Origin of the sequence: Paraburkholderia tuberum STM678 (assembly GCF_902833905.1) — a bacterium.
GTDB lineage: Bacteria > Pseudomonadota > Gammaproteobacteria > Burkholderiales > Burkholderiaceae > Paraburkholderia > Paraburkholderia tuberum.
Map to the genome: position 1 here is coordinate 1 of NZ_CADFGP010000061.1, position 22842 is coordinate 22842.

At 60.9% G+C, this 22842-nt stretch carries 21 protein-coding genes and 2 pseudogenes; 17 read left to right on the forward strand and 6 right to left on the reverse strand.

Features of this window, described 5'->3' with window-relative positions; all coding sequences use genetic code 11:
* Positions 1–625: 625 nt before the first annotated feature.
* Positions 626–1009, reverse strand: a complete 384-nt coding sequence (locus tag HWY30_RS33815; protein WP_167368825.1) for a DUF1330 domain-containing protein — start codon at positions 1007–1009, stop codon at positions 626–628.
* Between the two features lie 486 nt (positions 1010–1495).
* Between HWY30_RS33815 and HWY30_RS33820 the strand changes: the two genes are divergently transcribed.
* Positions 1496–2155, forward strand: coding sequence for a cupin domain-containing protein (locus HWY30_RS33820; protein ID WP_090812138.1), 660 nt, complete (start codon positions 1496–1498; stop codon positions 2153–2155).
* Positions 2156–2509: 354 nt separating this feature from the next.
* Here the strand turns inward: HWY30_RS33820 and HWY30_RS33825 are convergent, their stop codons facing one another.
* The gene (locus HWY30_RS33825) at positions 2510–3313 is read right to left on the reverse strand and encodes a transglutaminase-like domain-containing protein (RefSeq protein ID WP_090812139.1); all 804 of its coding nucleotides are present in this window, start codon (positions 3311–3313) and stop codon (positions 2510–2512) included.
* 42 nt (positions 3314–3355) lie between these two features.
* Positions 3356–3793 (reverse strand): transglutaminase-like domain-containing protein, encoded by a 438-nt coding sequence (locus tag HWY30_RS33830; protein WP_244145108.1) that lies wholly within the window; start codon positions 3791–3793, stop codon positions 3356–3358.
* A gap of 61 nt (positions 3794–3854) precedes the next feature.
* Here HWY30_RS33830 and HWY30_RS33835 point away from each other — a divergent pair, with 61 nt between their 5' ends.
* Positions 3855–4577 (forward strand): IS6 family transposase, encoded by a 723-nt coding sequence (locus HWY30_RS33835; protein ID WP_090812140.1) that lies wholly within the window; start codon positions 3855–3857, stop codon positions 4575–4577.
* A gap of 249 nt (positions 4578–4826) precedes the next feature.
* Here the strand turns inward: HWY30_RS33835 and HWY30_RS33840 are convergent, their stop codons facing one another.
* Positions 4827–5561 (reverse strand): FadR/GntR family transcriptional regulator, encoded by a 735-nt coding sequence (locus tag HWY30_RS33840; RefSeq protein WP_090812141.1) that lies wholly within the window; start codon positions 5559–5561, stop codon positions 4827–4829.
* A gap of 91 nt (positions 5562–5652) precedes the next feature.
* Complete coding sequence (locus HWY30_RS43140; RefSeq protein ID WP_425199418.1) at positions 5653–6222, reverse strand: winged helix-turn-helix transcriptional regulator; 570 nt, start codon at positions 6220–6222, stop codon at positions 5653–5655.
* Positions 6223–6606: 384 nt separating this feature from the next.
* On the opposite strand from HWY30_RS43140, the gene glcD reads away from it, so the two are divergent.
* From glcD to HWY30_RS33865, 4 genes and pseudogenes are all read left to right on the forward strand, one after another.
* Positions 6607–8106: a glycolate oxidase subunit GlcD gene (glcD, locus tag HWY30_RS33850; RefSeq protein WP_090812143.1), complete on the forward strand. Its 1500-nt coding sequence runs from the start codon at positions 6607–6609 to the stop codon at positions 8104–8106.
* Positions 8106–9170: a glycolate oxidase subunit GlcE gene (glcE, locus tag HWY30_RS33855; RefSeq protein ID WP_090812144.1), complete on the forward strand. Its 1065-nt coding sequence runs from the start codon at positions 8106–8108 to the stop codon at positions 9168–9170. Before glcD ends, glcE begins: the two co-directional genes overlap by 1 nt.
* Before the next feature lie 22 nt (positions 9171–9192).
* Positions 9193–10419, forward strand: coding sequence for a glycolate oxidase subunit GlcF (gene glcF / locus HWY30_RS33860; RefSeq protein WP_090812145.1), 1227 nt, complete (start codon positions 9193–9195; stop codon positions 10417–10419).
* 203 nt (positions 10420–10622) lie between these two features.
* Positions 10623–11428, forward strand: a pseudogene (locus HWY30_RS33865) (IS630 family transposase); the annotation flags it as partial.
* Between the two features lie 229 nt (positions 11429–11657).
* Here the strand turns inward: HWY30_RS33865 and HWY30_RS33870 are convergent.
* Positions 11658–11909: pseudogene (locus tag HWY30_RS33870) on the reverse strand (transposase); the annotation flags it as partial.
* Between the two features lie 296 nt (positions 11910–12205).
* Between HWY30_RS33870 and HWY30_RS33875 the strand changes: the two are divergent.
* The 11 genes from HWY30_RS33875 (at position 12206) to mdcB (ending at position 22838) form a co-directional block, all read left to right on the forward strand.
* Positions 12206–12901 carry an alpha/beta fold hydrolase gene (locus tag HWY30_RS33875; protein WP_090812146.1) on the forward strand — a complete coding sequence of 232 codons (696 nt, stop codon included), beginning with the start codon at positions 12206–12208 and terminating at the stop codon, positions 12899–12901.
* 22 nt (positions 12902–12923) lie between these two features.
* Complete coding sequence (locus tag HWY30_RS33880; RefSeq protein ID WP_090812147.1) at positions 12924–14201, forward strand: iron-containing alcohol dehydrogenase; 1278 nt, start codon at positions 12924–12926, stop codon at positions 14199–14201.
* 50 nt (positions 14202–14251) lie between these two features.
* Positions 14252–15061 carry a sterol desaturase family protein gene (locus HWY30_RS33885; RefSeq protein WP_090812585.1) on the forward strand — a complete coding sequence of 270 codons (810 nt, stop codon included), beginning with the start codon at positions 14252–14254 and terminating at the stop codon, positions 15059–15061.
* Positions 15062–15190: 129 nt separating this feature from the next.
* Positions 15191–16585: an MFS transporter gene (locus HWY30_RS33890; protein ID WP_090812148.1), complete on the forward strand. Its 1395-nt coding sequence runs from the start codon at positions 15191–15193 to the stop codon at positions 16583–16585.
* 76 nt (positions 16586–16661) lie between these two features.
* On the forward strand, positions 16662–17411 hold the full coding sequence (locus tag HWY30_RS33895) for a GntR family transcriptional regulator (RefSeq protein ID WP_090812149.1): 750 nt from the start codon (positions 16662–16664) through the stop codon (positions 17409–17411).
* 10 nt (positions 17412–17421) lie between these two features.
* A complete protein-coding gene (locus HWY30_RS33900) occupies positions 17422–18141 on the forward strand; it encodes a GntR family transcriptional regulator (protein ID WP_167368826.1) in 720 nt (239 codons plus the stop codon).
* Between the two features lie 167 nt (positions 18142–18308).
* Positions 18309–19970: a malonate decarboxylase subunit alpha gene (gene mdcA / locus HWY30_RS33905; protein ID WP_090812151.1), complete on the forward strand. Its 1662-nt coding sequence runs from the start codon at positions 18309–18311 to the stop codon at positions 19968–19970.
* Positions 19971–20016: 46 nt separating this feature from the next.
* Positions 20017–20331 carry a malonate decarboxylase acyl carrier protein gene (mdcC, locus tag HWY30_RS33910; protein WP_090812152.1) on the forward strand — a complete coding sequence of 105 codons (315 nt, stop codon included), beginning with the start codon at positions 20017–20019 and terminating at the stop codon, positions 20329–20331.
* Positions 20328–21281 carry a biotin-independent malonate decarboxylase subunit beta gene (locus HWY30_RS33915; protein ID WP_090812153.1) on the forward strand — a complete coding sequence of 318 codons (954 nt, stop codon included), beginning with the start codon at positions 20328–20330 and terminating at the stop codon, positions 21279–21281. Before mdcC ends, HWY30_RS33915 begins: the two co-directional genes overlap by 4 nt.
* Positions 21268–21972, forward strand: a complete 705-nt coding sequence (locus tag HWY30_RS33920) for a biotin-independent malonate decarboxylase subunit gamma (RefSeq protein ID WP_090812154.1) — start codon at positions 21268–21270, stop codon at positions 21970–21972. The genes HWY30_RS33915 and HWY30_RS33920 overlap by 14 nt, the downstream gene beginning before the upstream one ends.
* Positions 21969–22838 (forward strand): triphosphoribosyl-dephospho-CoA synthase MdcB, encoded by an 870-nt coding sequence (gene mdcB / locus HWY30_RS33925; RefSeq protein ID WP_090812155.1) that lies wholly within the window; start codon positions 21969–21971, stop codon positions 22836–22838. The genes HWY30_RS33920 and mdcB overlap by 4 nt, the downstream gene beginning before the upstream one ends.
* Positions 22839–22842: the final 4 nt, after the last annotated feature.

Consider the following 22842-nt stretch of genomic DNA (forward strand, 5'->3'; position numbering starts at 1 on the left):
CTCCACTCATCGTGATCGCCCGAAGTCTGTATTATTTAATACTACCAGGTATCACCTTGCTGCAAATGAATTTTGTGACACAGTAAGATTAACCCGCTGTTGCGCTTCACCTTTGAAACCGCCATGGGAAATATATTGTCTGCCGTTATTTTTCCGCCACACCGGTTCCATCCGGTCTTCTTACCCGAATCGGCCATTGCCGTCATTGGGACGGTCCGGGTTGTGCGTCAGCAATGTGGCGGATTGCTGACTGCGGTGGCATCGAGCAACCCGATGGCAGTTTCCTGCATCAGCGAACTCACACTCCCGACCCACTACGGACATAGAGCCTGCTGCCACCTGTATGGCCGCTTTCCGAGGACAGCAGCCATCCCTTTATCTGCGCCGCTTATTGTCAACCGCAGTAACCTCCCTTCACACCACGCGCCAAGTGTTCCGCTTTCTATTCGGAGTTGATTCTGGCTAGCCCCTGCCAGCCATCGCGCGGTCTACGCGAGTGCTCGCTGCGTGCAGCGGAACTTTGCCCCCGATGGAACTCACCGACGAGGGGCGAACTCGTGCCGGCACGGTCGTCGCAAACCGGGATCTTCACCTTTGGTCACGGCTTGAGAGTGCCGGTTACCTGCTACGGTTGTACGCCGTTAACCGCAACGACATTGAACTTCGCGTACTTCTCGCCGTCCTTGTGCGCTGCCGTGTATTCCAGTGAATCGCGCCAATCCTTTAGTTGCTCCAAGCTATCCCACCGAAGAATGACGAAGCGTGTTCCGGGCGGGGCTCCTTCTATCACCGTTCCCGGTCCCGCAGCCAATGTGACTCCGCCATGCGCTTTAATCGAAGCCCGGGCGCGTGGAAGATACTCCTTCGCATAACCGTCCGCGTTGCTGACATCGACCAGTCCTACCATGTAGACAGGCGGCTTGACCTGAGCCTCGATGCTATGCACGCCCACCACTCCCGTTCCGATGCCAGCGAGCATTGCCAATACGATGGCGTAACCGGTTTTCATAGCAATTTCCTTCAAACGTGCAAATCCAGAAAGGAGGAAGGCGCCGCAGTCTGTGTGCACAAGCCGCGGTCCCGCGTATCGATTCCTATCAAGGCACGGGCCTTGTCGCCGAGGGCGACCCCGGGCCGAACCGCAGCCAGAGTTTGTCACGGGTGACCACGCATCGTCCTGGGTTCCATATGAACGGTGTAGCCGCCGCGGCTCCGTTCTTCGGTCTCGGGATCGGCCGTCCATTCGCGGGCGGAGAGCCACTTACGGGCTCGCGTATCTTCGCGCTCGGGGGCGCCAAGCAGCGGGAACGCATCGCTGACATCGGAATCTAAAGCACTGCGTTAGTGTCGACGTTTCGTCAGGCGCTGTCCACACCTGCGGCTTCAACCTGTGGCATTGCAGGGTCTGCCAGCCGCGACGCCACACGTCGGACCGGTCACGGGCGCAAGAGGCGCGACAGGAGATGGACAACCAACTTGGAAACGAGGCTATGAGATGAAAGACGATGGCGGAGCGGCGAAGAAGCTCGAGTTCCGGGATGAAAAGGACGCGGCGAAGGATCGCTGGGCCGAGGGGCTCGCCTCGGCGACACGGTGTTCAAGTCGAAAACGGCCGCGGCGGGACATGTCGTTGCCGCTGTGGTTTGCCGTATGTATGGTCGTGGCCCTCTCTCAGGTGGAATCTGCCCAAGCGACCCCGCCCAGCGGATTCACGGGCATGACCCTGGCCAAAGGGACTTTCACCGAGTTTCAAGTCATCAACCGCCTCACACAGGACCAGCTTCAGCGGCTTGCTCCTGGATTCCCTGGTGATACGTGGTCCTCGCTCGAAAAGACCGAGGGACCGTCAGACTTGTACATACAGACCAACACGTGGGCGCCGGGTGGGACCACAGGCTGGCATAAGCACCCCGGGCACAGCCTAATAATCATCACGTCGGGCCAGGTAACCGAGTACCACACCGACTGTACCCAGAAAGTGTACGGGCCGGGCACAGCCAATGGTACGACGTTGGTGGACACGGGGAATGATGAGCACCTCATTCGGAACGAAGGTTCCGTTGCAGCGACAGGTTTTGCGGTCCAGCTTGTCGCCAACGGCGCACAGCGGCGGATTGACGAACCGGCACCGAAGACCTGCTCGTCGATTTTCTGAATCAAATGCGTCGTGAGGGGCCGCTGAGCACGAAATGAGTTTCGTCCTTTGTAAGTCTCATTGTTGGGCGACCGCTTCCGTATCGCCGCGATCAAGGAGTGGCGCGAACGGCGACTTTTCCGTGTCGCGAACGTCGGGACAGGGTCGGTTCCGCGCTATATTTTTTGGGGCGCGTTGACCAGTTGGTGGCAGCCTCTCAATCGAATGGCCAATCACAGGGCGAAGCCGACTACTGAGCGTCCGAACGATGGGACGGGCGAATGACACTTCATGGCCGACCGCTGCCTGATGCATCTGATGAATCCCGACCCAAACCCGTCCTCTACGACACCACCAACGAATGACCACTCGTCATCATTCAGGCGCGCAGTGGACGTCGAATTTGATGAGCTTCGTCGGACCGAATGTGTTGCTGATCGCAACGTCGGCGGCATCGCGGCCGCGCGCCATCAGCACACGACCGATACGCGGCACGTTGTTGCGCGGATCGAAGGTCTGCCAGGAGCCGCCCACATAGGCTTCGAACCATGCCGCGAAATCCATCGTGCTCCACGGCGGCGGCACACCGACGTCACTGATGTAGCCCGTGCAGTAGCGCGCCGGAATATTCATCGCGCGGCATAGCGCCACGGCCAGATGAGCGAAGTCGCGACACACGCCCTTGCGTTCCTGCCACGCCTGAAACGCGGTCTTGGTCGGCCGTGCAAATTCGTATCCGAACGTGACATGGCGATGCACGTAGTCGCAAATCGCCTGCACCCGGTGGCGGCCCGGAGGCGTATTGGAAAACAGTTTCCAGGCAATGTCGGACAGCAGATCGGTTTCGCAATAGCGGCTGCCGAGCAGGAACACCAGACATTCATCCGGAAGCGTTTCGACGGCATGCTGATAGTCGAACGGCTCGCGCGTCTCGGGTTGATCGGAGACGTTGAGCAGCGCGGTGGTGGAGAGCGAAATCAGCCCCTGCGGCGCGACGATGCGGCTGCACAGATTGCCGAAGCTATCGCGATACTGGGTGATCGCCACCGGCGGATCGACCACCAGCAGATCGGCAGACAGGACATCCTGCACGCGGGAAAAATGCGTGTTCAACATCAACATCATTGGTGTCGGCTGCGCGCACTCGTAGATCAGTTCATAGCCCACGCGAAGTTTCATCTGACCATCCTTCCATTGATAAAGTCGTAACGCGCTGAGCGCTCAGGCGCCTTCGGTCACGCTCACGTCGACCTCAAGACTGCGGAACGAATGCATCGCGCCGTGCCATGTGCCCCAGAGCGGCAGCGCCTGATCGTAATTCCACGCTACCGCCACACGAATCAGATGCCGGTTGCCGACGATGCTGTTGGTCGGATCGAAATCGACCCAGCCTGCACCGGGAAGATAGATCTGCAGCCATGCGTGGGTCGCGCCGCCGCCCAGGGTGGTGTCGTGGTCCGGCACGAAGATATAGCCACTGACGAACCGGGCCGCGAGGCCAAGCGAGCGGACGGCATCCATCATCAGCACCGCGAAATCGCGGCAACTGCCGCTGCGCAGGCGTAGCGTGTCGGCAGGACGATTGACGCCCTTCTCGACGCGCCGCACGTACATGAAGTTGTTCTTGATCTCGAGCGTCATGCTGCGCAACAACGTCATCGGGTTTTGTTGCAGTAAGGGGCTGGGTTAAAATTGGGTAGCAAAATTTCTGAGCTGTCTGATGAAGAAGACGAAGACACCGCGAACCACGCTTGCCCCGGGCCTGGCCAAGGTCCTGAAGCGGCTTCATTACCCGCTTGAAGTGATTTTGCTGTGCGTGCGATGGTACGTCGCCTATTCGTTAAGTTTGCGCAATCTCGAGGAGATGATGGACGAGCGTGGTATCGCGGTTGATCATTCCACGGTGTACCGCTGGGTACGGAAGCTATTGCCGCTATTCGAAAAGACGTTCCGCAAGCACAAGCTTCCGGTTGGGAAAAGCTGGCGAATGGACGAGAGCTATATCAGGATCAAAGGCGAGTGGAAATATCTTTATCGGGCGGTGGACAAGGCGGGCGACACGATCGACTTCCTGCTCAGGGCCAGGCGGGACAAGGTTGCAGCCCGGCGGTTCTTTGAAAAAGCCATCGCCCACAATGGTGCGCCAGAGACCGTGACCATCGACAAAAGCGGCTCCAATCTGGCCGCGTTGAACGCGGTGAATGCCGATCGCGAGACGCCGATCAAGGTCCGCCAGATCAAATACCTGAATAACATCGTCGAACAGGACCATCGGGCTATCAAACGCCGGACCCGTCCTATGCTAGGGTTCAAGGATTTCCACAGTGCGAGGGTCATTCTCGGCGGCATCGAGGTAATGCACATGATCAGGAAAGGACAGATGAAATGTGTGGGCAAAGACCCGTTGTCTGCTTCCCGGCAGTTTTATTCACTTGTTATGTAAGCAATACTGATTATATTGACATTTGTCGTCTCGTCACGCTTACTGCGACAGAACCTGATGGACTCCTTGCGGTTCGCCGCACACGCTGTCGCTTCGGTCCACGTTCTCCGCGTCCACCGGGCAGCAGGAGAAATCCACCACTGTCAGATTTCGCTCAGGCTATTGCTATTTGCGCGTCAGCCTTCTACCGAATACTTCTGCGGATGCTTTTCGGCGGTCCTCGGGCCGGTGCGTCGGATAACGCTCTTTCTAGCGGGAAGCATTTTCGCGGATAAAGCCAAGATGGGTGACTAGCGCGTTGCGTGCGGCAATCGGGTCGTGACGCTCGATAGCGTCGCAGATATGCCGATGCTGTTCCATCAGATGCGACAGGTCTGCGTCTCTTTTCTCGAATGTTGAGTAGGTTTCTTCAATTGATTTCTGTACGAGGTTGTACAGACCGTGCATCACATGAACGAGGACGATGTTGTGAGTAGCCTCGGCAATTCGCAAATGGAAAGCGGCATCAAGTAGCGGCAGAGATGTTTGGCCGGCGTGCACGGCGTATGGGTTCTCCTTGGTAAACGCCGATTCGAGGGCGTTTAAGGCATCTTTGACGTGCCGGATGTCCGATTTCGTCGCCCGTGTGGCTGCCAACTCGACTGTCACGGCTTCCAGCCCTTCACGCATTTCCAGAATATCTCCCGCCGCCTTGCGGTGGCGCGCTATCAAGTGCGCCAACGGGTCCGCGATGAGGGGCGAGCTGGAGTTTGCGACGACATATCCGCCTCCCGTCCTGGATTGAATCAGTTTGCTACCTTCCAGTCGGAGCAATGCTTCTCGTAACGACGGGCGAGATACATTCAGACGTTGCGCCAGGTCGCGCTCCGATGGTAGCGATTCTCCAGCTCGCAGTGTCCCGTCAACGATCAGCTGTTCGAGCTGATCGCAGACGGCGTCGGACAGGCGGAATCTGGGTGGTGGGGTGATTGGGGAGAAAGACATCGGCGCCGGCTCCTTCGCGTCTCTAGATTTTTTAGTTCAACTTCCCGCGTGATTCATGCGGGAAGTTCTGGTCGCAAATGCGATCAACGCTTCAACTTTCTCTTGATTTCGTCGGGCAACTGAACGCTGCTCTCGCTGCTACAAACGCCGACTCCCGGGCCGCAATCCAGCGACAAACCGGGACGATTTCGCCGAGCAAGTCGCGGCCGAGCCTGGTTGATTCATATTCGACGCGTGGAGGAACCTGCGCGAATACAGTGCGCGTGACCAGTCCTTCCTTCTCTAACGTTCGTAAGGTTTGGGACAACATCTTTTGGCTTATACCGTCGACGTGCGCGAGAACCCTTGAGAATCGTAGTGGTTGCTCTGTTCCGGCGACCACCTGAAGTACTTTCAGTGGCCATTTCGAGGTAACGCGTTCAAGAACATCGCGCGCAAACGTGTCCTGCTCCGAAGTGGTGCCGGTATACGAGGTCTCCGGACCCCGGTGTGATTTAGTAACCATAAGGGTAGTATGGTCCAGGAAGGGGATTTGATCATTCCGGGAACTGTAAAGGCAGTATGGTCGCTCGTCAATGTTCCGAGTGACGGAACAATCGATCCGTCGGGGGCCGCTATGGGCGATGGACGGGCGGGGACTTGGGTGGGGCGGTGAGGACATCAGGAATCAGATTCTAACGGAGGCCTTCGAGTCATCTCGCGTTTGGGTGGTGAAGTTCCTGGTTGTTTCCAACTGACAGGCAATCTGCCGTCTAGGGCGCTGGCTTCATTTCTGGCGAGGCGTGCCGTTTTAGGGTTTCTACCCGTTTCCACGGTCGGTGCACGCGACTAGGATGCGTCTGGTCAGGTGGTCGACCAGTCGGCCAATAGACCAAACAGAACCATAGGGTCGAAGCTCTGCGTGCGTTATGCGAGGGCTGCGATGTGAAGGAGGCGAAATGTCACAGAAATTCCATCATCCGCTCGTCAGGCCGATTCTGCCTCCCGTCCACGCCCCGAGTACTTGCGCCGCCTGGTGTCAAGCAATGACAGCGGGGTTTGGGCAATGAGCTACCTCTACGACGAAGTGATCGACGGCGTTCTTCCGTCGCACGACAGGGACACGCTTGTGAGGGAGATCCGGACCCTCCTGCCGGACATGGAATTGCTGGATTCCAAAGAGGGCATGCGGCCCTTTGAATGCGACGGGCTTTCAGCGTATCGATGCGCGCCAATGCTTGTTGCTCTGCCCGACAAGATTGAGCAGGTCGAGCAATTGTTGAAGTACGCTGCCCGGCGCCGGATACCGATAGTTGCCCGGGGAGCAGGCACGGGACTTTCGGGAGGTGCGATGCCTCTTGAGAAGGGGATATTGCTCGTGATGGCCCGCTTCAACAAGATTATCGACTTGGACGTAGATGCTTGTACGGCGCGGGTGCAGCCGGGCGTCCGCAATCTTGCAATTTCACAGGCAGCGGCGCCGTACGGCCTTTACTACGCTCCTGACCCGTCATCCCAGATCGCATGTTCGATTGGCGGCAATGTGGCCGAGAACGCTGGCGGCGTGCACTGTCTCAAATACGGTCTGACCGTTCACAACATACTGAAAGTGGAGATTTTGACTATCGAGGGTGAGCGGCTGACGTTGGGTTCTGAGGCCCTGGATAGCGCTGGATTTGATCTGTTGGCGCTCTTTACTGGCTCGGAAGGGATGCTCGGAATCGTGACTGAAGTTACGGTCAAGCTGCTTCCGAAGCCGCAAAGCGCGAAGGTGTTGCTTGCCAGTTTTGACGATGTCGAACGCGCCGGTGCCGCAGTGGCAAAGATTATCGGCGATGGAATCATTCCCGGGGGTCTTGAAATGATGGACAACCTCGCCATCCGGGCTGCCGAGGACTTTATCCGTGCTGGCTACCCGGTCGAGGCTGAAGCAATCCTTCTATGCGAACTTGACGGATCTGACTCGGACGTCCAGGAGGACGTGGAGGGCGTCGACGCGATATTGCGTATGGCGGGTGCAACGGATGTGCGTCTCGCGAAGGACGAAGCCGAGCGTCAGAAATTCTGGGCAGGACGAAAGAATGCGTTTCCCGCTGTCGGTCGAATCTCTCCAGATTATTACTGTATGGATGGCACGATTCCGCGCCGGCAGTTGCCTCACGTTCTAAAAGGAATTGCTGACTTGTCCATCGAATATGGGTTGCGCGTTGCGAACGTATTTCACGCCGGCGACGGCAATATGCATCCGCTCATTCTGTTTGACGCAAACGTCCCGGGCGAGATGGATAGAGCGGAAGCGATCGGTGCGCGAATCCTCGAATTGTGCGTGAAAGTGGGCGGCAGCATTACGGGTGAGCACGGCGTAGGTCGCGAAAAGATCAATCAGATGTGCGCGCAATTTAACAGCGACGAATTGCTCGTATTTCACGCGGTGAAGGCGGCGTTTGACCCGAACGGTTTGCTGAACCCTGGCAAAAACATACCCACGCTGCACCGCTGTGCCGAGTTTGGATCAATGCACGTGCATCACGGACAACTTCCTTTCCCTGAACTGGAGCGCTTCTGATGCGCCGCGATATGAACCCCGACAACAGCGCGCAACTCATTGAGCAAGTGATGCAGGCCATCAGCACGCGGACACCACTTCGAATCCGCGGCGGTGACAGCAAATTGGCGTTGGGACGTGTAGTCGATGCAGAACCTCTCGATACACGCAAGCATAGAGACATCGTCAGCTACGATCCGACCGAACTGGTGATTACCGCCCGGGCTGGCACTCCTCTCGCTGAACTAAATGCCGTGCTGGATGCTGCCGGTCAAATGCTGCCGTGCGAGCCGCCAGCGTTCGGGGGAGCTGCTACGGTTGGTGGGATGGTGGCGAGTGGTTTGTCTGGTCCGCGCCGTCCGTGGGCCGGGTCGGTGCGCGATTTCGTCTTGGGCTGTCGCGCGATCACTGGCAACGGGAAACATGTGCGTTTTGGTGGCGAAGTGATGAAGAACGTCGCGGGCTACGACGTTTCGCGCTTGCTCACAGGAAGCTACGGCTGCCTCGGGTTGATCACGGAAGTTTCGCTGAAAGTCCTGCCGAAGCCGCGCGCGACAGTTCACCTGGAACTTGAGACCGACGTCGCGAATGCACTTTCCAAGCTTGGCGAGTGGCGACGTGCAGGGCTGCCCATCGCTGGCGCGTGCTACACGTCGAACATGCTTCACCTTCGGATCGAAGGGGGCAATGGCTCCGTTCGTGCAGCACGCGAGCTCATTGGTGGTGAGGAGGCTGACGACACCTTCTGGACAGCGTTGCGCGAATTTCGTCTTCCGTTCTTTGACGGGCGGGATCCGTTGTGGAGAATCTCGCTGCCTCCGAGCGCTCCCGTTATCGATTTGCCGGGCGATACCTTACTGGATTGGGGGGGCGCTCAACGCTGGCTTACCACTTCAGCGCCAGCAGATGAACTGCGTCAGATCGCCCAAAGCCATGGTGGACATGCGACTGCCTTCCGTTCGCATGAGACAAACGAGCCGTTTCACCCGCTACCTGCGCCCCTGCTGCGGTACCACCGTCAGTTGAAGCAGCGGCTGGATCCCCACGGCATCTTTAGTCCGGGCCGCATCTACGCGGAAATCTGAGCGACTGCCAGCGAGTAATCCGATGCAAACGAATTTCAGCGAAGAAGCAAAGAAGCTCGAGCGCGCAGATGAAGCGGCGAGCATTCTCCGCTCTTGCGTACATTGCGGGTTCTGCAACGCAACGTGCCCCACCTATCAGTTGCTTGGTAATGAACTCGACGGTCCGCGCGGGCGCATATATTTGATCAAACAGGTACTCGAGGGAGAGCCTGTCACTGGCGAAACGCAGCTTCATCTCGACCGATGCCTCAGTTGCCGCAACTGCGAAACCACGTGTCCGTCGGGAGTGCAGTACCACAAGCTTCTTGATATCGGCCGTGCGGAGGTCGAGCGTCGCGTTGCGCGGCCGACAACCGAAAGGCTGCTTCGCGCTGCTTTGCGCCACGTAGTACCTCGCGCAAGAGTGTTTGCTACTGCGCTCAAGGCGGGGCGGGCAATGTATCCGCTGTTGCCAGCTTCAGTGAAGCAGAAAATTCCGACTCGCCATGTCGCAGCGAAACCTCGGCCACCAACTCAGCATCAGCGTCGTATGCTGATGCTCGAAGGCTGTGTCCAACCCTCGCTGTCGCCGAACACGAACGCAGCGGCTGCACGCGTGCTGGACAGACTTGGCATTAGCGTTTTTCCTGCTAAGGAGGCTGGTTGCTGTGGCGCAACTGATTATCACCTCGGGGCTCACGCAGCTGGGCTTGAGCGTGCAAAACGGAATATCGATGCATGGTGGCCCGCAATCGAAGCGGGCGCCGAAGCAATTGTAATATCGGCGAGCGGATGCGGTGCCTTCGTCAAAGAGTACGGTGAACTGCTGCAGCGCGATCCAGCGTACGTTCACAAGGCGGCACGCGTTAGCGCGCTCGCCCGTGATCTTGCTGAAATTCTCGCGGCAGAGCCGTTGAACGAGTTGAGAGATGGGGCAACCCAGCGCGTCGCGTTTCACTGCCCGTGTACCTTGCAGCACGCGCAGAAGCTGGGGGGAGCCGTTGAACGTATTCTTCAGCAACTGGGCTTCGATCTCACAGCAGTCCCAGACGCTCACCTGTGCTGTGGCTCAGCTGGTACATATTCGATTACTCAGCCCGTATTGGCAGCCAAGCTTCGAGAGAACAAGCTTAACGCACTCGAGAGCGGTAAGCCGGATACGATCGTCACCGCCAACATCGGTTGCCAGACGCATCTGAACGGTGCAAGCCGGACTCCGGTTCGCCACTGGATCGAACTCGTAGAGGAGTCGCTTTCGGAACGCGCGTGACGGTGCATCGGACATTACGTTTGAGCCGCAGTCGCAATGTGCGTCGCAGTCTCAAAGATGGGCGCTGACGCTCTTCAAGAATTTAAATCTGGTCCACGCGCCCACGGGGGAACCTGTGGCCAACTATTCCGGCTTACTCATAAGTCAGGAATTTTGCGGACACGTGATCTCTGCTTGAGCGATAGCTATTGAGAGGATCGCCCATGAAACGGGATAGCCGGAGTCTGGCTCACAACACGCTTGAAGAAATGCGATCCTTGCGGTTCAGCGTATGGCTGAAGGCGAGCATCCAAGTGATGTTGCGGCATCGTTTGGGATGCATCGCTCCTGGGCGTACAAGATCAGGGCGCAGGCACGAGGCCGTGGCCATGGTGTGCGGGCGCTGCGCTCGACCAAAGGTACGGGTCGCCCGCGCACCCTCACTGCGACGCAGGAGCAGCGGGTACTGCGCTGGATCAATGGCAAGAATCCAATGCAGTACGGGTTTGACTTTGGCTTGTGGACACGCAACCTGGTTCGTGAGTTGGTGCAACAGAAATTCGGCGTCATGTTGAGTCTGGCATCGATCGGCGCGATGCTCAGCCCGGCTGAACCTGACGCCGCAAAAGCCGTTGCAGCGGGCTTACCAGCGTGATCCGGAAGCCATCGAGCGTTGGCAACGTGACACCTATCCGAGCATTGCCAGGCAGGCTCGTGAGCAGAAAGCGGACATTTTCTTCTGGGACGAATCGGGCTTCCGCGCTGACTCGGTGCATGGCAGGACGTGGGCGCCGCGTGGTGAAACACCCGTGGTCGAGCGGCCCGGCGAGCGACAAAGCATGAGCGCCGCGTCCGCTGTTAATTCGAAGGGGGCTTTCTGGTTTGCAACGTATGAAGGGGGCTTACCGGTGAGTTGTTCGTGGAACTGCTCAAGAAGTTGATGTTCAATCGCAAAGGAGCGGTTCATCTGATTATCGACGGATTGCCTGCGCATAAGAAAGCCGTCGTTAAGAACTATGTCGCCAGCAGCGATCTCTCTACTGTCCCACTGGCAGCGTATCGTCTTCGTCATTGCCTTTCCGATTTGACCTTCATACGACTCACGCGGTAGATATTGATGTCCAGTTTAGAGGCCGGTATCCGGCCATATGCTGGCGCGGTTTCCGTGCTGATTGCGGTAACTTGCTAACGAATGCGTCTTGTCTTTTGATCGGCCCTCATGTGTGCGACGGTGGCGCATCTCCGCCCCACCCCAATCAAGATTCCAGAGTCAATTGCCCGATTTTCGCGTGCAACACCCTCACATCGACCGGGGGCTCGGCCGATGTTTGGCTCGTCTCGAACACTTCGGCAACATGCTCTTGCAGTTGCTTCTTCCAGTCAGTGATCTGGTTCGGATGCACATCAAACTGCTGGGCCAGCTGGGCCAGCGTCTTGTCGCCCTTGAGCGCCGCGAGTGCCACCTTTGCCTTGAACGCCGGTGAGTGTGTCCGTCGGTTGCGTTTCGTCATCTTCTGGTTCTTTGTTGCCGGCCATTATGACCGACTCACGCCCCAGCTTTTCCACTTACCGACCTGCCCGAATTCTCAGCGCCACCTCTATAAGACCGTATTCACCGATTCGCAAAAGGCATCCAGTCTCCTGGGAACGCCTCATGCCGTCTTCTCTTCACATGCTGAACGAAGACAAGGCCAGCGACCAATACATCCGAAGTTGCGCCAGGGCGACGCACGTCCTTGCTTGACGCCGCGCGACCAATGCATCTACCATGCTACTAACATATCAGTAGCATACGGAGACTCGGTCAATGGATATCGTCCGGCACGGAGACGGCCCGCGGCACATCGTCGCCGTTCATGGAATTCAGGGCACGCGCGCGGTTTGGCGGCCGCTCGCCGAATCGATGGAGCACGAAGTCAGCCTGATGTTGCCGAATCTGCGCGGCCGCGGCGTAGCCATGCGCGGGACTTATGCGGCCGATTACTCGCTCGAAGCGTTCGCCGGCGAGCTCGCGCTGGCCATCGACGCCTGCACACATGGCCAGCCGTACTGTCTCGCGGGCTGGAGCATGGGCGTCACCGTGTCGCTGGCATCGTTGCCCCTGCTCGCGCACCGTCCTGAGCGGCTGATCCTGATGTCCGGCTCGCCGTCGCTCCGTGCGCTGCGATGGTTCCACGCGCCCGGCGGCGCCGCGCTGGAAGCCGAAATCGCCGCGCGCAAAGCACGCCTCGGACTTGTCGAAGCGGCCGATCACAACGCCGTCGCGTGGACCTGGCAGGCGATCCGCGACACGGATCAGCGCGCCAGTCTCGCAAGCATCGACATCCCAACGCTGATCCTGCACGGCGCCGTCGACGATGAAAGTCCGATCGAGCACGCGCACTGGCTGCTGGAGGGACTACCCACCGCGCGGCTCGAGATCATCGCGGACGCGGGTCACAGCATTCCCACTTCGCATACCGCCGAAGTCGCCGCCTCTTTGCGGCGCTTCCTTTCCACCTGATGTTTTATTACGGAGTGAACCGTTGAGAACCGATGACCTCATCCACTTCTGTGCGCCGGCGCGTCTGATCATGGAGAAGGGCGCGCGCGCTCGGCTGCCCGGACTCGTTGCACATCTGGGATATCAGCGCGGCGTACTCGTCACCGATACCTTCTTCAGTTCACGCACGCCCTGGGTTCGGGAGTATGTCGAGTCGGCCGCGGCGCTCGGCGTAGTCACGCACGTTTTCGAGGGCGGCCTGCCCGATCCGACCACTACGCTCTGCGACGACGCCACGCGCACGCTGCGCGACGCCCTCGACGGCGCGCTCCCCGACCACGTGATCGCGCTCGGCGGCGGCAGCAACATCGATCTGGCGAAGGCGCTGTGCGTGACGCTGCGCAATGGCGTGCCAATCAGCGATTTCGTCGGTGCGCGCGGCCCGCTCGACGCGCTGCCGTTGTTCGCCATGCCGACCACCGCCGGTACCGGCTCGGAGGCGACGCCGGGCGCGATCCTCATCGATCCTGCGAACGCGACCAAGGTCGCCGTGATGGACAACGCACTGCGCCCGCAGATCGCGCTGATCGATTACGAGCTGACAATGACCTGCCCGCCGAAGGTCACCGCCGATGCGGGCATCGACGCGCTCACGCATGCCATCGAGTCCTATCTCACGATCGACTCCGCGGTGTACGAACGGGCGGGTCATCCCGATCCCGGCTATAGCGGACGCTCCTCGCTGACGATGCTCTTCGCGCGCGAATCCATCCGCTTGTGCGCACGCTATCTGAAGCGCTGCTTCGACGACGGCGCCGACGAAACCGCGCGCTCTGCGATGTGCCAGGCGAGCTTCTATGCGGCGATGTCGTACGGCAGCGCAGGACTCAACGCTGTGCACGGGATCGCCTATGCGGTCGCCGGACTCACGCATCGCTCGCACGGCACGACCAACGCGGTGATACTGCCTTACGCGGTCGGCGCGCTGAAACTCACGCGCCGCGCCGAACTGCTGGACATCGCCGCCGACTTCGGCGTCGACACCCACGGTGACGCCGATACCGCCATCGACCACCTGTGCCGAACCTTGCGGGATCTGATCGCCAGTGTCGGCATTCCCACCGATCTGCGTGGGCTCGGCGTTGAAGAGTCGGCACTCGAGACGCTCACGCGCGATGCGCTCGGCGTGACGCGCCTTACCAAAGCTTTTCCCGTGGCCGATGCCGACGCGACCTACGCGGAAATCGTGCGCCGTGCGTGGACCGGCGACCTCGGGAAAACCCCGTCCGCCCAAAGCGACACCGTACTTGACTTACATTGACGTACAACTAATATGTCAGTTGTGTAATGCACGAATTCAGGAGACACATCATGATGACCGAACGACAACGCAAGTTCCGCGCCGACTACAAATCGAATATCAATCCGCTGTACAACGGCCTGCTGCACATCTCGGTGCTGTACTGCGCGGGCATCGCCGCAATCTGGTATTGCGCGAGTCGTCTGCACGCCGCGACTTGGGAATGGCTGCTCATGATTCCCGTTTTCCTCGGTGGCAACTTCGTGGAGTGGGGGATGCATCGCTTCGTAATGCATCGACGCATCGACGTGTTTGCGTTGCGGGCCATCTACGAGCGGCATACGCGCGAGCATCACCAGTACTTCACCGATTCGGAGCCGACCATCGACACGACGCGCGAATTCCGCATCGTGTTCTTCCCGTGGCGTGTGCTGATCACGCTCGGCGTGTTCGGTACTGTCCTCGGCACGATCGCCTCGAGCATCCTCGATGCGAACGCCGGTTATATCGTGTTCCTCACGATGGTGGGTCAGTATCTGGTCTATGAGACGTTCCATTACTGCTGTCATGTGCATGACAACTGGTTCGTGCGCAACATGCCGTTTATTAACACGATCCGCCGTCATCACACCGCGCACCACAACATGGGGATCATGATGAAGTACAACATGAACCTCACGTTCCCGATCGCCGACTGGGTTCTCGGCAGCAGCGACTTGCGCCGCGGTTTCTTCGGCACGCTCTTCAACGGCTACAGCGAAGAGCACGTGAAAGAAGAGCTGCGCCCGGTGATCGCGAAGTTCAAGCGCGACCAGTCGCGCGTCACGCTCGACGGCCCGGAACTCACCGAAGACGAACGTCGTGTGATGACTGCGTACTGACCAGCCCCGCATTTTTTTCCTCATCCCACCCGCTCGCCAGGCAGGAGATCAACACAACCCGAGCACGTTCAATCATTCCGCGAACAAGGTACGCCGCAGAGCACGCCTCGCAATACATGGAGAGAGACAATGGAAATGCTTTCACCGGACGCCGTGGCGATCCGACACGGCGTCGCTGCGCGCCTTGAACGTCTGCCGCTGACGCGCTATCAGCGCTCGATCTTCGCCGTGATTGCCACGGCATGGCTGTTCGACTCGATTGATCTTGGCATCATGACTTTCGTGCTGGGCTCCATCAAGACGGAGTTTCATCTGAGCACGGCGCAAACCGGCTTGCTGGGGAGCGCGAGCTTCCTGGGCATGCTTGCCGGGGCAGCGGTGGCCGGCGTGCTTGCCGATCGCTTCGGGCGCAAGCCGGTGTTCCAGGTGAGCATGATCTTCTGGGGTATCGGCAGCCTGCTGTGCGGCTTCGCGCATGATGTCACGTGGCTCATGGTGTTCCGTGTGCTGCTCGGCTTCGGCATGGGGATGGAATTTCCAATTGGGCAATCGATCGTCTCCGAGATCGTGCCCGCGAAGAATCGAGGACGCTACGTCGCGTTGCTCGAAGGCTTCTTTCCGATCGGCTTCATCGCGGCAGGTGTTGCGACCTACTTTCTGCTTCCGGTGATCGGCTGGCGCGGGATTTTCATCGCGCTCTCGGTGCCCGCGGTGTTCGTCTTCGTGGTGCGGCGCGCTGTACCCGAATCGCCGCGCTGGCTGGAGAGCGCGGGACGCATCGTCGATGCAGATGCCGTCGTCGCGAAAATGGAAGCGCGCGTGAGAGCCGCACTCGGCGGCGCCGAGCTGCCGGCGGTCGCGCCGGTGACGAAGGTCGCGCCACCTGCGCATGCTGCGACGGGGAAGGCGAGCATCGCGCAATTGTGGACCGGCAGCTATGCGCGCCGCACGCTCATGACGTGGACGCTTTGGTTCTTCGCGCTGCTCGGATACTACGGACTGACGACATGGTTGGGCGCACTGCTGCAGGGTGCGGGTTATGAGGTCACGAAGTCGGTATTCTATACCGTGCTGATTTCGCTCGCGGGCATTCCGGGCTTCATGACCTTCGCGTGGCTGATCGAAGCATGGGGGCGCAAGCCTTCCTGCGTGTTGACGCTGATCGGAAGCGCCGCGTTCGCGTATCTCTATGGGCAAGCGGCGGGTTCTCACGCGCCGGCCGCGCAGCTGATCGCAAGGGGCGCATGCATGCAGTTCTTCTTCTTCGGCATGTGGTCCGTGCTGTATGCCTACACGCCGGAGTTGTACCCGACGCGCGCGCGAGCGACCGGCTCCGGATTTGCTTCTGCGATCGGGCGGCTCGGCTCGCTGCTCGGACCGTCCATCGCGGGAATCGTGCTGCCGGCGATGGGACAGAGCGGCGTCTTTACGCTGGGGGCGGTGTCCTTTCTGGTCGCGGCGCTGGCGGTGCTGACGCTCGGCGTAGAGACACGCGGCAGGGCGCTGGAAGAAGTCTCGGTGTGACGTTCTTGCGCGGGTGCTTACAGATGCAACTGCTATACAATGGGTATATCCGAGGAACAATTTCGCAGGCTCATCCATGGCTGAACGCATCGTCGCCCGCAAGAGCGCCGCCCCACCGAAAACCACGCGCGCGAAGTCGTCCACGCCGGCTCGCGCGCCGCGGGCGGGCGCAAAAAAGCCGGTCCAGCGGGAAAGTCTGACCGAGCAGGCTTACGCGCAGATCGAGGAAGCGATCGTCACCTTGCAGATCGCGCCGGGCACCACGGTTTCCGAACTGTCGTTGAGCGAGATGACCGGCATCGGCCGAACGCCGATCCGCGAAGCCATTCAGCGTCTGGCCCGCGAACATCTGATTCTGATCCTGCCGCAGCGCGGTCTGCTTGTGCCCGAGATCGACGTCAAGAAGCAGTTGAAACTGCTGAAGACGCGCCGCGAAGTTGAGCGGCTTATCTGCCGAAGCGCCGCACGCAGCGCCACGCCGCAGGAGCGCGAAGTGTTCACGCAGCTTGCCGCGGAATTCGCCGAGGCCTCCAAGGCCAACGACGATGTGAGCTTCGTGCGGCTCGACCGCGAATTCAACGAGCTTTGTCTCATCGCGGCCCGCAACGAGTTCGCGGAAGCGTCCATGCGGCTGATGCACGGACTCGCGCGCCGCTTCTGGTACGTCCACTACAAGCAGGCCGCCGATCTTCCGGAGATGGCGCGGCTGCACGGCGCGGTCGCGGAGGCGATCGCGGCCGGCGACATGGATCTCGCAGGCCAGGCGCTCGATGCGCTTCTCGACAATATCGAGGAGTTCACACGCGCAACGCTGGTCGAAATCTGATCGATCCGTCATGACGGCACGGCGGCCCGCCCGGACGCTTCCCGACGCCCATCGCGGCGGAGGTTCGGTCGCGTCGCTGACCTTGCGCGCCTATCGGCTGCTCGAGGAAGCGATCGTGACGCAAAGCATCGCGCCTGGCTCAACCGTCACAGAGGCTCAGTTGAGCGAGCTGATCGGCATGAGCCGCATGTCCACGCGCGAAGCCGTGCGGCGTCTCGCACGCGAGAATCTTCTGGTGGTGCTGCCCAAGCGCGGCATCGTCGTACGGCCCATCGATCCACATGCGCAATTGCGCTTGCTCGAAACCCGTCGCGAAGTGGAGCGCCTGCTCGCGCGTCTCGTCGCACGCGAAAGCAATGATGCGCAAAAGGCGACGTTGCGCGAGCTGGCGAGCCGCTTCGAAGCGGCCGCGCAACACGCCGACACGCTTGCCTTCGTGCACGCCGACAAGTCCTTCAACGATCTGTGTCTCGCGAGTTGCAAGAACGACTTCGTGGTGGATGCGATGCGCCTGATGCAAGGCCCGTCGCGCCGCTTCTGGTTCCAGCGCTCGCGCGACGCAGAAATCATCGCCGAATCCGGCAGCCTGCACGCGGCCCTCGCGCTCGCGATGGCCAGCGGCAATGCCGACTCCGCCGCGCGCGCAAGTGATCGCCTGCTCGACAGCGCCGAGCGCATCGCGCGCCGTGCCATCGAGGAAGCCGCCCGCGCGCTTCCCGCAGTCCGCTAGAACGCGCATTCCGCGCCTTTCATAGGGTAAACGTCCTTTGCCTGCCAGGCCGGTCTGAACTACGCTTTGCAATTGATAAATATCAGTAACATATAAGTTGACGTGCAGTTGCGGACAACTTGGCTCATTGTGCTGAACGGCGGTGCACGCCACGATCGGGAGACTTCATGAAGCGTGATGCACAGGTTCAATGGAACGCGCTCGCTCAGAGCAAGGCCGCGCGCCTCGCGCGGGCGACGCACGTGACGGATGGGAAGTTCGTCGAAGCGGGCAGCATGACGTCGCTGCTCGAGGCGGTCCTGGAGCCGGGCGATCGCGTGTGCATCGAGGGGAATAATCAGAAGCACGCGGACTTTCTCTCAGCGGCGCTGGCGAAGGCGAATTCGCAGACCGTGCACGATCTGCACATCGTTCAGTCGAACATCGCGCTGCCGCAGCATCTGGATATCTTCGACAAGGGCATCGCGCGTAAGCTCGACTTCTCGTACTCCGGTCCGCAAGGCGTGCGCATGGCGCAGCTCATCGATGCGGGCAAGGTGAAGGTCGGCGCCATTCATACCTACCTCGAGCTCTACGGCCGTTACTTCTGCGATCTCACGCCGCGCGTGTGCTTCATCGCCGCACAGAGCGCGGACCGCGACGGCAATCTCTACACCGGGCCGAACACCGAGGACACGCCTGCCGTAGTGGAGGCGACGGCGTTCAAGAACGGCATCGTGATCGCGCAGGTGAACGAACTGGTCGATCGCGTGCCGCGTGTTGACGTGCCCGCCGACTGGGTCAACTTCGTCGTGCGCGCGCCGAAGCCGCACTACATCGAACCGATCTTCACGCGCGATCCCGCGGCGATCACGGAGATCCAGATCCTGATGGCGATGATGGTCATCAAGGGCATCTACGCGAAATACGGCGTGACGCGCCTGAATCACGGCATTGGCTTTGATACAGCCGCCATCGAGCTGCTGCTGCCGACCTATGCCGAAAGCCTCAGTCTGCGCGGCAGGATCTGCACGCATATGTCGGTGAATCCGTGCCCGACGCTGATTCCGGCGATCGAATCGGGTTTCGTGCAGTCGATTCATTCCGCCGGCTCCGAACTGGGCATGGAAGCGTACGTCGCCGCGCGTCCCGACGTGTTCTTCACTGGGCCGGACGGCAGCCTGCGGTCGAACCGCGTGTTCTGCCAGCTTGCCGGGCATTACTCGGATCTCTTCATCGGCTCGACGCTGCAGGTCGATCTGCAAGGCAACAGTTCGACCGCCACGAAGAGCCGCATGACCGGCTTCGGCGGTGCGCCGAATTTCGGTTGTGATTCGCGCGCGCGCCGCCATACGAGCGACGCGTGGCTCAAGGCCGGACGCGAGGCATCATCGTCGACGTCGGGCGATGTAATGCCGCGCGGTCGCAAGCTCGTCGTTCAGATGGTAGAAACCTTCGGCGAGAAGATGCAGCCGACCTTCGTCGAGCAACTCGACGCGTGGGAACTGATGCGCAAGTTCGATCTCGCCTTGCCGCCGGTGATGATCTACGGCGACGACGTCACGCACATCGTGACCGAGGAAGGCATTGCGAACCTGCTGCTGTGCCGCGATGAAGCGGAACGCGAACAGGCGATACGCGGGGTGAGCGGCTTCACGCCAGCCGGCCTCGCGCGCGACGAGCGCATGGTCGAACAATTGCGCGTGCGCGGCGCGATCCGCCGACCCGAAGACATGGGCATCAATCCGCTGGACGCGACGCGCGATCTGCTCGCCGCGCGTTCGATCAAGGATCTGGTGCGCTGGTCGAGCGGCCTCTACGATCCCCCGAAACGCTTTCGCAACTGGTAGGCCTCCGACTCATTCACGGGATTCATTCAGCAAGGAGCATCGGGCAATGGAGCAGCTCTGCTTTTCGTTCGACGGCCTCGAGTCAAGCGATCGAGGCGTGTACGCGATCGCTGGCGTGGTGGCCTCGGGCGATGTCGAAATTCTGGTCGAACGGCACGCGCTCGACGGCCGCTGCGAGATCGACATCCGCACATCCGTGCACGGCTTCGAAACGACCTGGCGCGCGGTGATGCAGCGCTTCGTCGCGACGCGGCCGCTCGCCAACACGCGCGTCATCGTCAATGACAGTGGAGCGACTCCCGCTGTTGTCAGCCTGCGTCTCGCGCAGGCCGCACAGGCACTCGATGAGGCACCGGAATGAATATCCATGACGGAGTGCCTCTCAACCGAACGACGCCGCGCCAGCGTAGCTATCAGGAGGCGAGCGCGCGCGAACGCGCGCACGGCCTGTGCGACGCGGGCAGCTTCACAGAATGGCTCGATCCGCGCGAGCGGCTCACGAGTCCGCATCTTGCCGCGCTGGATGTGCCCGTCGCGTTCGACGACGGCGTGGTGATCGGCGCGGGACGCATAGCCGGCGAGCGGGTGTTCGTCGCCGCGCAGGAAGGCCGCTTCATGGGCGGCGCGGTCGGCGAGATCCACGGCGCGAAGCTCACTGGTCTCATCAGGCGCGCGGAGAAGGAACGGCCTGCCGCCGTCATTCTGATGCTCGAAACCGGCGGTGTGAGGCTGCACGAGGCGAACGCAGGGCTCGTCGCAATCTCCGAGATCCAGCGCGCCGTGTTCGATGCCCGCCGCGCGCGCGTGCCAGTAATCGTTCTGATCGGTGGCGGCAACGGCTGTTACGGAGGCATGGGGATCGTCGCCCGCTGCTGCGATGCCATCGTGATGAGCGAGGCCGCGCGGCTGTCCGTGTCGGGGCCGGAGGTGATCGAGACGGCGCAGGGCGTCGAGGAATTCGACGCGAAGGATCGCGCGCTCGTTTGGCGCACGATGGGCGGCAAGCATCGGTATCTGCTGGGCGAGATCGACCGCTTCGTCGACGACGAACTGGCTGCGTTCCGGCAGGGCGCCGCGGCCTATCTGAATCGGTCGGCGCCACTCGATCTCGATGCCGTGCTGGCCGAACATTCGCGGCTCGAAGAGCGCCTCGCGCGTTTCGGCGCCTGCGAGGATGCACTCGATATCTGGGCCGCAATGGGCATCGACGACGCGGCGCGCATCACTGCGCTCGACACCGATGCATTTCTGGAAGCAGCGACGTCCGCGCGCGCTTCCACACGGGAGGAGCACACAGATGACGCTCGCTGAATTGCTCGACAGTCTTTTTCCCACCGGTCATCGCACGACGGTGGAATCGGGCGTGATCGCGGGCGCGGGTACGCGCGTGCGAGGCGATGTGGCGCTGATCGGCACCGTAGACCACGCGCCGATCGGCGTCGATACCGCGCTTGCGCTCGCATCGCATGTGCTGCGCGTAGTGCAGGAGAAGCCACGCATGCCGATCCTGCTGCTCGTCGACAATGCCGGCCAACGGCTCTCGCGGCGTGACGAACTATTCGGCAATAACGGGTATCTCGCGCATTTGGCGAAATGTCTTGAGGTCGCGCGAGCGCGCGGGCATCGCGTGTTGAGCCTCGTCTACGATCAGGCGGTCTCGGGCGGTTTTCTGGCCGCGGGAATGATCGCGGATCGCACGTACGCGCTGCCGGATGCGCGCATTCATGTGATGAACCTACCCGCGATGAGCCGCATTACGCAGATTCCGCTCGACCGGCTGGAGACGCTGTGCGCGAACTCGGCCGTGTTTGCGCCGGGCGTGCCGAGTTTTCACAAGCTCGGCATCGTCGAGGGTGTGTGGGACGGCGATCTGGCTGCGGCGCTCGAGGACGCGCTCGAGGCATCGTCGAACGAAGACACGCGTAGCGAAACAGGGCGCGCGCGAGGCGGCCGCATGCTGGCTGCGGACATCGTCGGACGCGTGCTGGAGGCGGCCGCATGAGCCTGACGCCTGATCTCGCGCAACCGTCGTCCGGGTTCGCAACCGACGAGTTTGCGTGCGCCGTGGCGCGCGCGGCCATCGGTGCGCTGTACGCCGAAGTGATGCTCGACCCGAAGCCCGGGCTCGTCACGCGTTCCAGTGACGGCAGTCATCGCGATATGAGCGCTGCGCTGTTCGTGCGCAGCCTGTTCGCCTTGCGGCATTACTTCGCGCGCATCGCACGGGCGGGCGAGCACGGCGCGCCGTTCGACGGACTGCGGCGTCTCGGCATCGAGGCGGAATGCGCGATGTCGCGCGCGACGCGCGGTGTCAACACGCATCGTGGCGCGATCTTCACGCTCGGCTTGCTCGCGGCCGCAGCCGGCGCGCTGCATGCACAGGGCGCCCATCCCGATGTGAACGTGTTGTGTGCGACAGTGAGCCGGCGATACGGCGCCGCGATTCTGGCCAGCCATGCGGATGCGCGCCCGAGCCACGGAACGCGTGTGAACGCCGTGTATGGAATCGCGGGCGCGCGCGAAGTCGCCGCACACGGCTTTCGCGTGCTGTGCGAAGCCGCCTTTCCGGCGCTCGAAGGCGCGCTCGCGAATGGCCTGTCGCGCGAGCTTGCCGCCGTGCAGACCCTGTTCGCGGTGATGGCCGTACTCGACGACACCAATCTGTTTCATCGCGGAGGCCGCGCGGGCGTCGAGTTCGTGAAGCGAGAGAGCCGGGCGTTTCTCGCAGAGGGCGGCGTGCTCGCGCCAAACTGGCGGCAGCGCGCGAGTTCGCTCAATGCCGCGTTCATGCGGCGCAATCTCAGTCCCGGCGGTGCGGCCGACATGCTTTCCGCGACGCTGTTCATTCGCGCATTGCAATCGCTCTGACGTC

Bases quoted from the DNA above. Each gene is read 5' to 3' on its own strand.
- HWY30_RS33815 (WP_167368825.1), bottom strand. From the start codon at position 1,009: ATGAAAACCGGTTACGCCATCGTATTGGCAATGCTCGCTGGCATCGGA.
- HWY30_RS33820 (WP_090812138.1), top strand. From the start codon at position 1,496: ATGAAAGACGATGGCGGAGCGGCGAAGAAGCTCGAGTTCCGGGATGAA.
- HWY30_RS33825 (WP_090812139.1), bottom strand. From the start codon at position 3,313: ATGAAACTTCGCGTGGGCTATGAACTGATCTACGAGTGCGCGCAGCCG.
- HWY30_RS33830 (WP_244145108.1), bottom strand. From the start codon at position 3,793: ATGACGTTGTTGCGCAGCATGACGCTCGAGATCAAGAACAACTTCATG.
- HWY30_RS33835 (WP_090812140.1), top strand. From the start codon at position 3,855: ATGAAGAAGACGAAGACACCGCGAACCACGCTTGCCCCGGGCCTGGCC.
- HWY30_RS33840 (WP_090812141.1), bottom strand. From the start codon at position 5,561: ATGTCTTTCTCCCCAATCACCCCACCACCCAGATTCCGCCTGTCCGAC.
- HWY30_RS43140 (WP_425199418.1), bottom strand. From the start codon at position 6,222: ATGTCCTCACCGCCCCACCCAAGTCCCCGCCCGTCCATCGCCCATAGC.
- glcD (WP_090812143.1), top strand. From the start codon at position 6,607: ATGAGCTACCTCTACGACGAAGTGATCGACGGCGTTCTTCCGTCGCAC.
- glcE (WP_090812144.1), top strand. From the start codon at position 8,106: ATGCGCCGCGATATGAACCCCGACAACAGCGCGCAACTCATTGAGCAA.
- glcF (WP_090812145.1), top strand. From the start codon at position 9,193: ATGCAAACGAATTTCAGCGAAGAAGCAAAGAAGCTCGAGCGCGCAGAT.
- HWY30_RS33875 (WP_090812146.1), top strand. From the start codon at position 12,206: ATGGATATCGTCCGGCACGGAGACGGCCCGCGGCACATCGTCGCCGTT.
- HWY30_RS33885 (WP_090812585.1), top strand. From the start codon at position 14,252: ATGATGACCGAACGACAACGCAAGTTCCGCGCCGACTACAAATCGAAT.
- HWY30_RS33890 (WP_090812148.1), top strand. From the start codon at position 15,191: ATGGAAATGCTTTCACCGGACGCCGTGGCGATCCGACACGGCGTCGCT.
- HWY30_RS33895 (WP_090812149.1), top strand. From the start codon at position 16,662: ATGGCTGAACGCATCGTCGCCCGCAAGAGCGCCGCCCCACCGAAAACC.
- HWY30_RS33900 (WP_167368826.1), top strand. From the start codon at position 17,422: ATGACGGCACGGCGGCCCGCCCGGACGCTTCCCGACGCCCATCGCGGC.
- mdcA (WP_090812151.1), top strand. From the start codon at position 18,309: ATGAAGCGTGATGCACAGGTTCAATGGAACGCGCTCGCTCAGAGCAAG.
- mdcC (WP_090812152.1), top strand. From the start codon at position 20,017: ATGGAGCAGCTCTGCTTTTCGTTCGACGGCCTCGAGTCAAGCGATCGA.
- HWY30_RS33915 (WP_090812153.1), top strand. From the start codon at position 20,328: ATGAATATCCATGACGGAGTGCCTCTCAACCGAACGACGCCGCGCCAG.
- HWY30_RS33920 (WP_090812154.1), top strand. From the start codon at position 21,268: ATGACGCTCGCTGAATTGCTCGACAGTCTTTTTCCCACCGGTCATCGC.
- mdcB (WP_090812155.1), top strand. From the start codon at position 21,969: ATGAGCCTGACGCCTGATCTCGCGCAACCGTCGTCCGGGTTCGCAACC.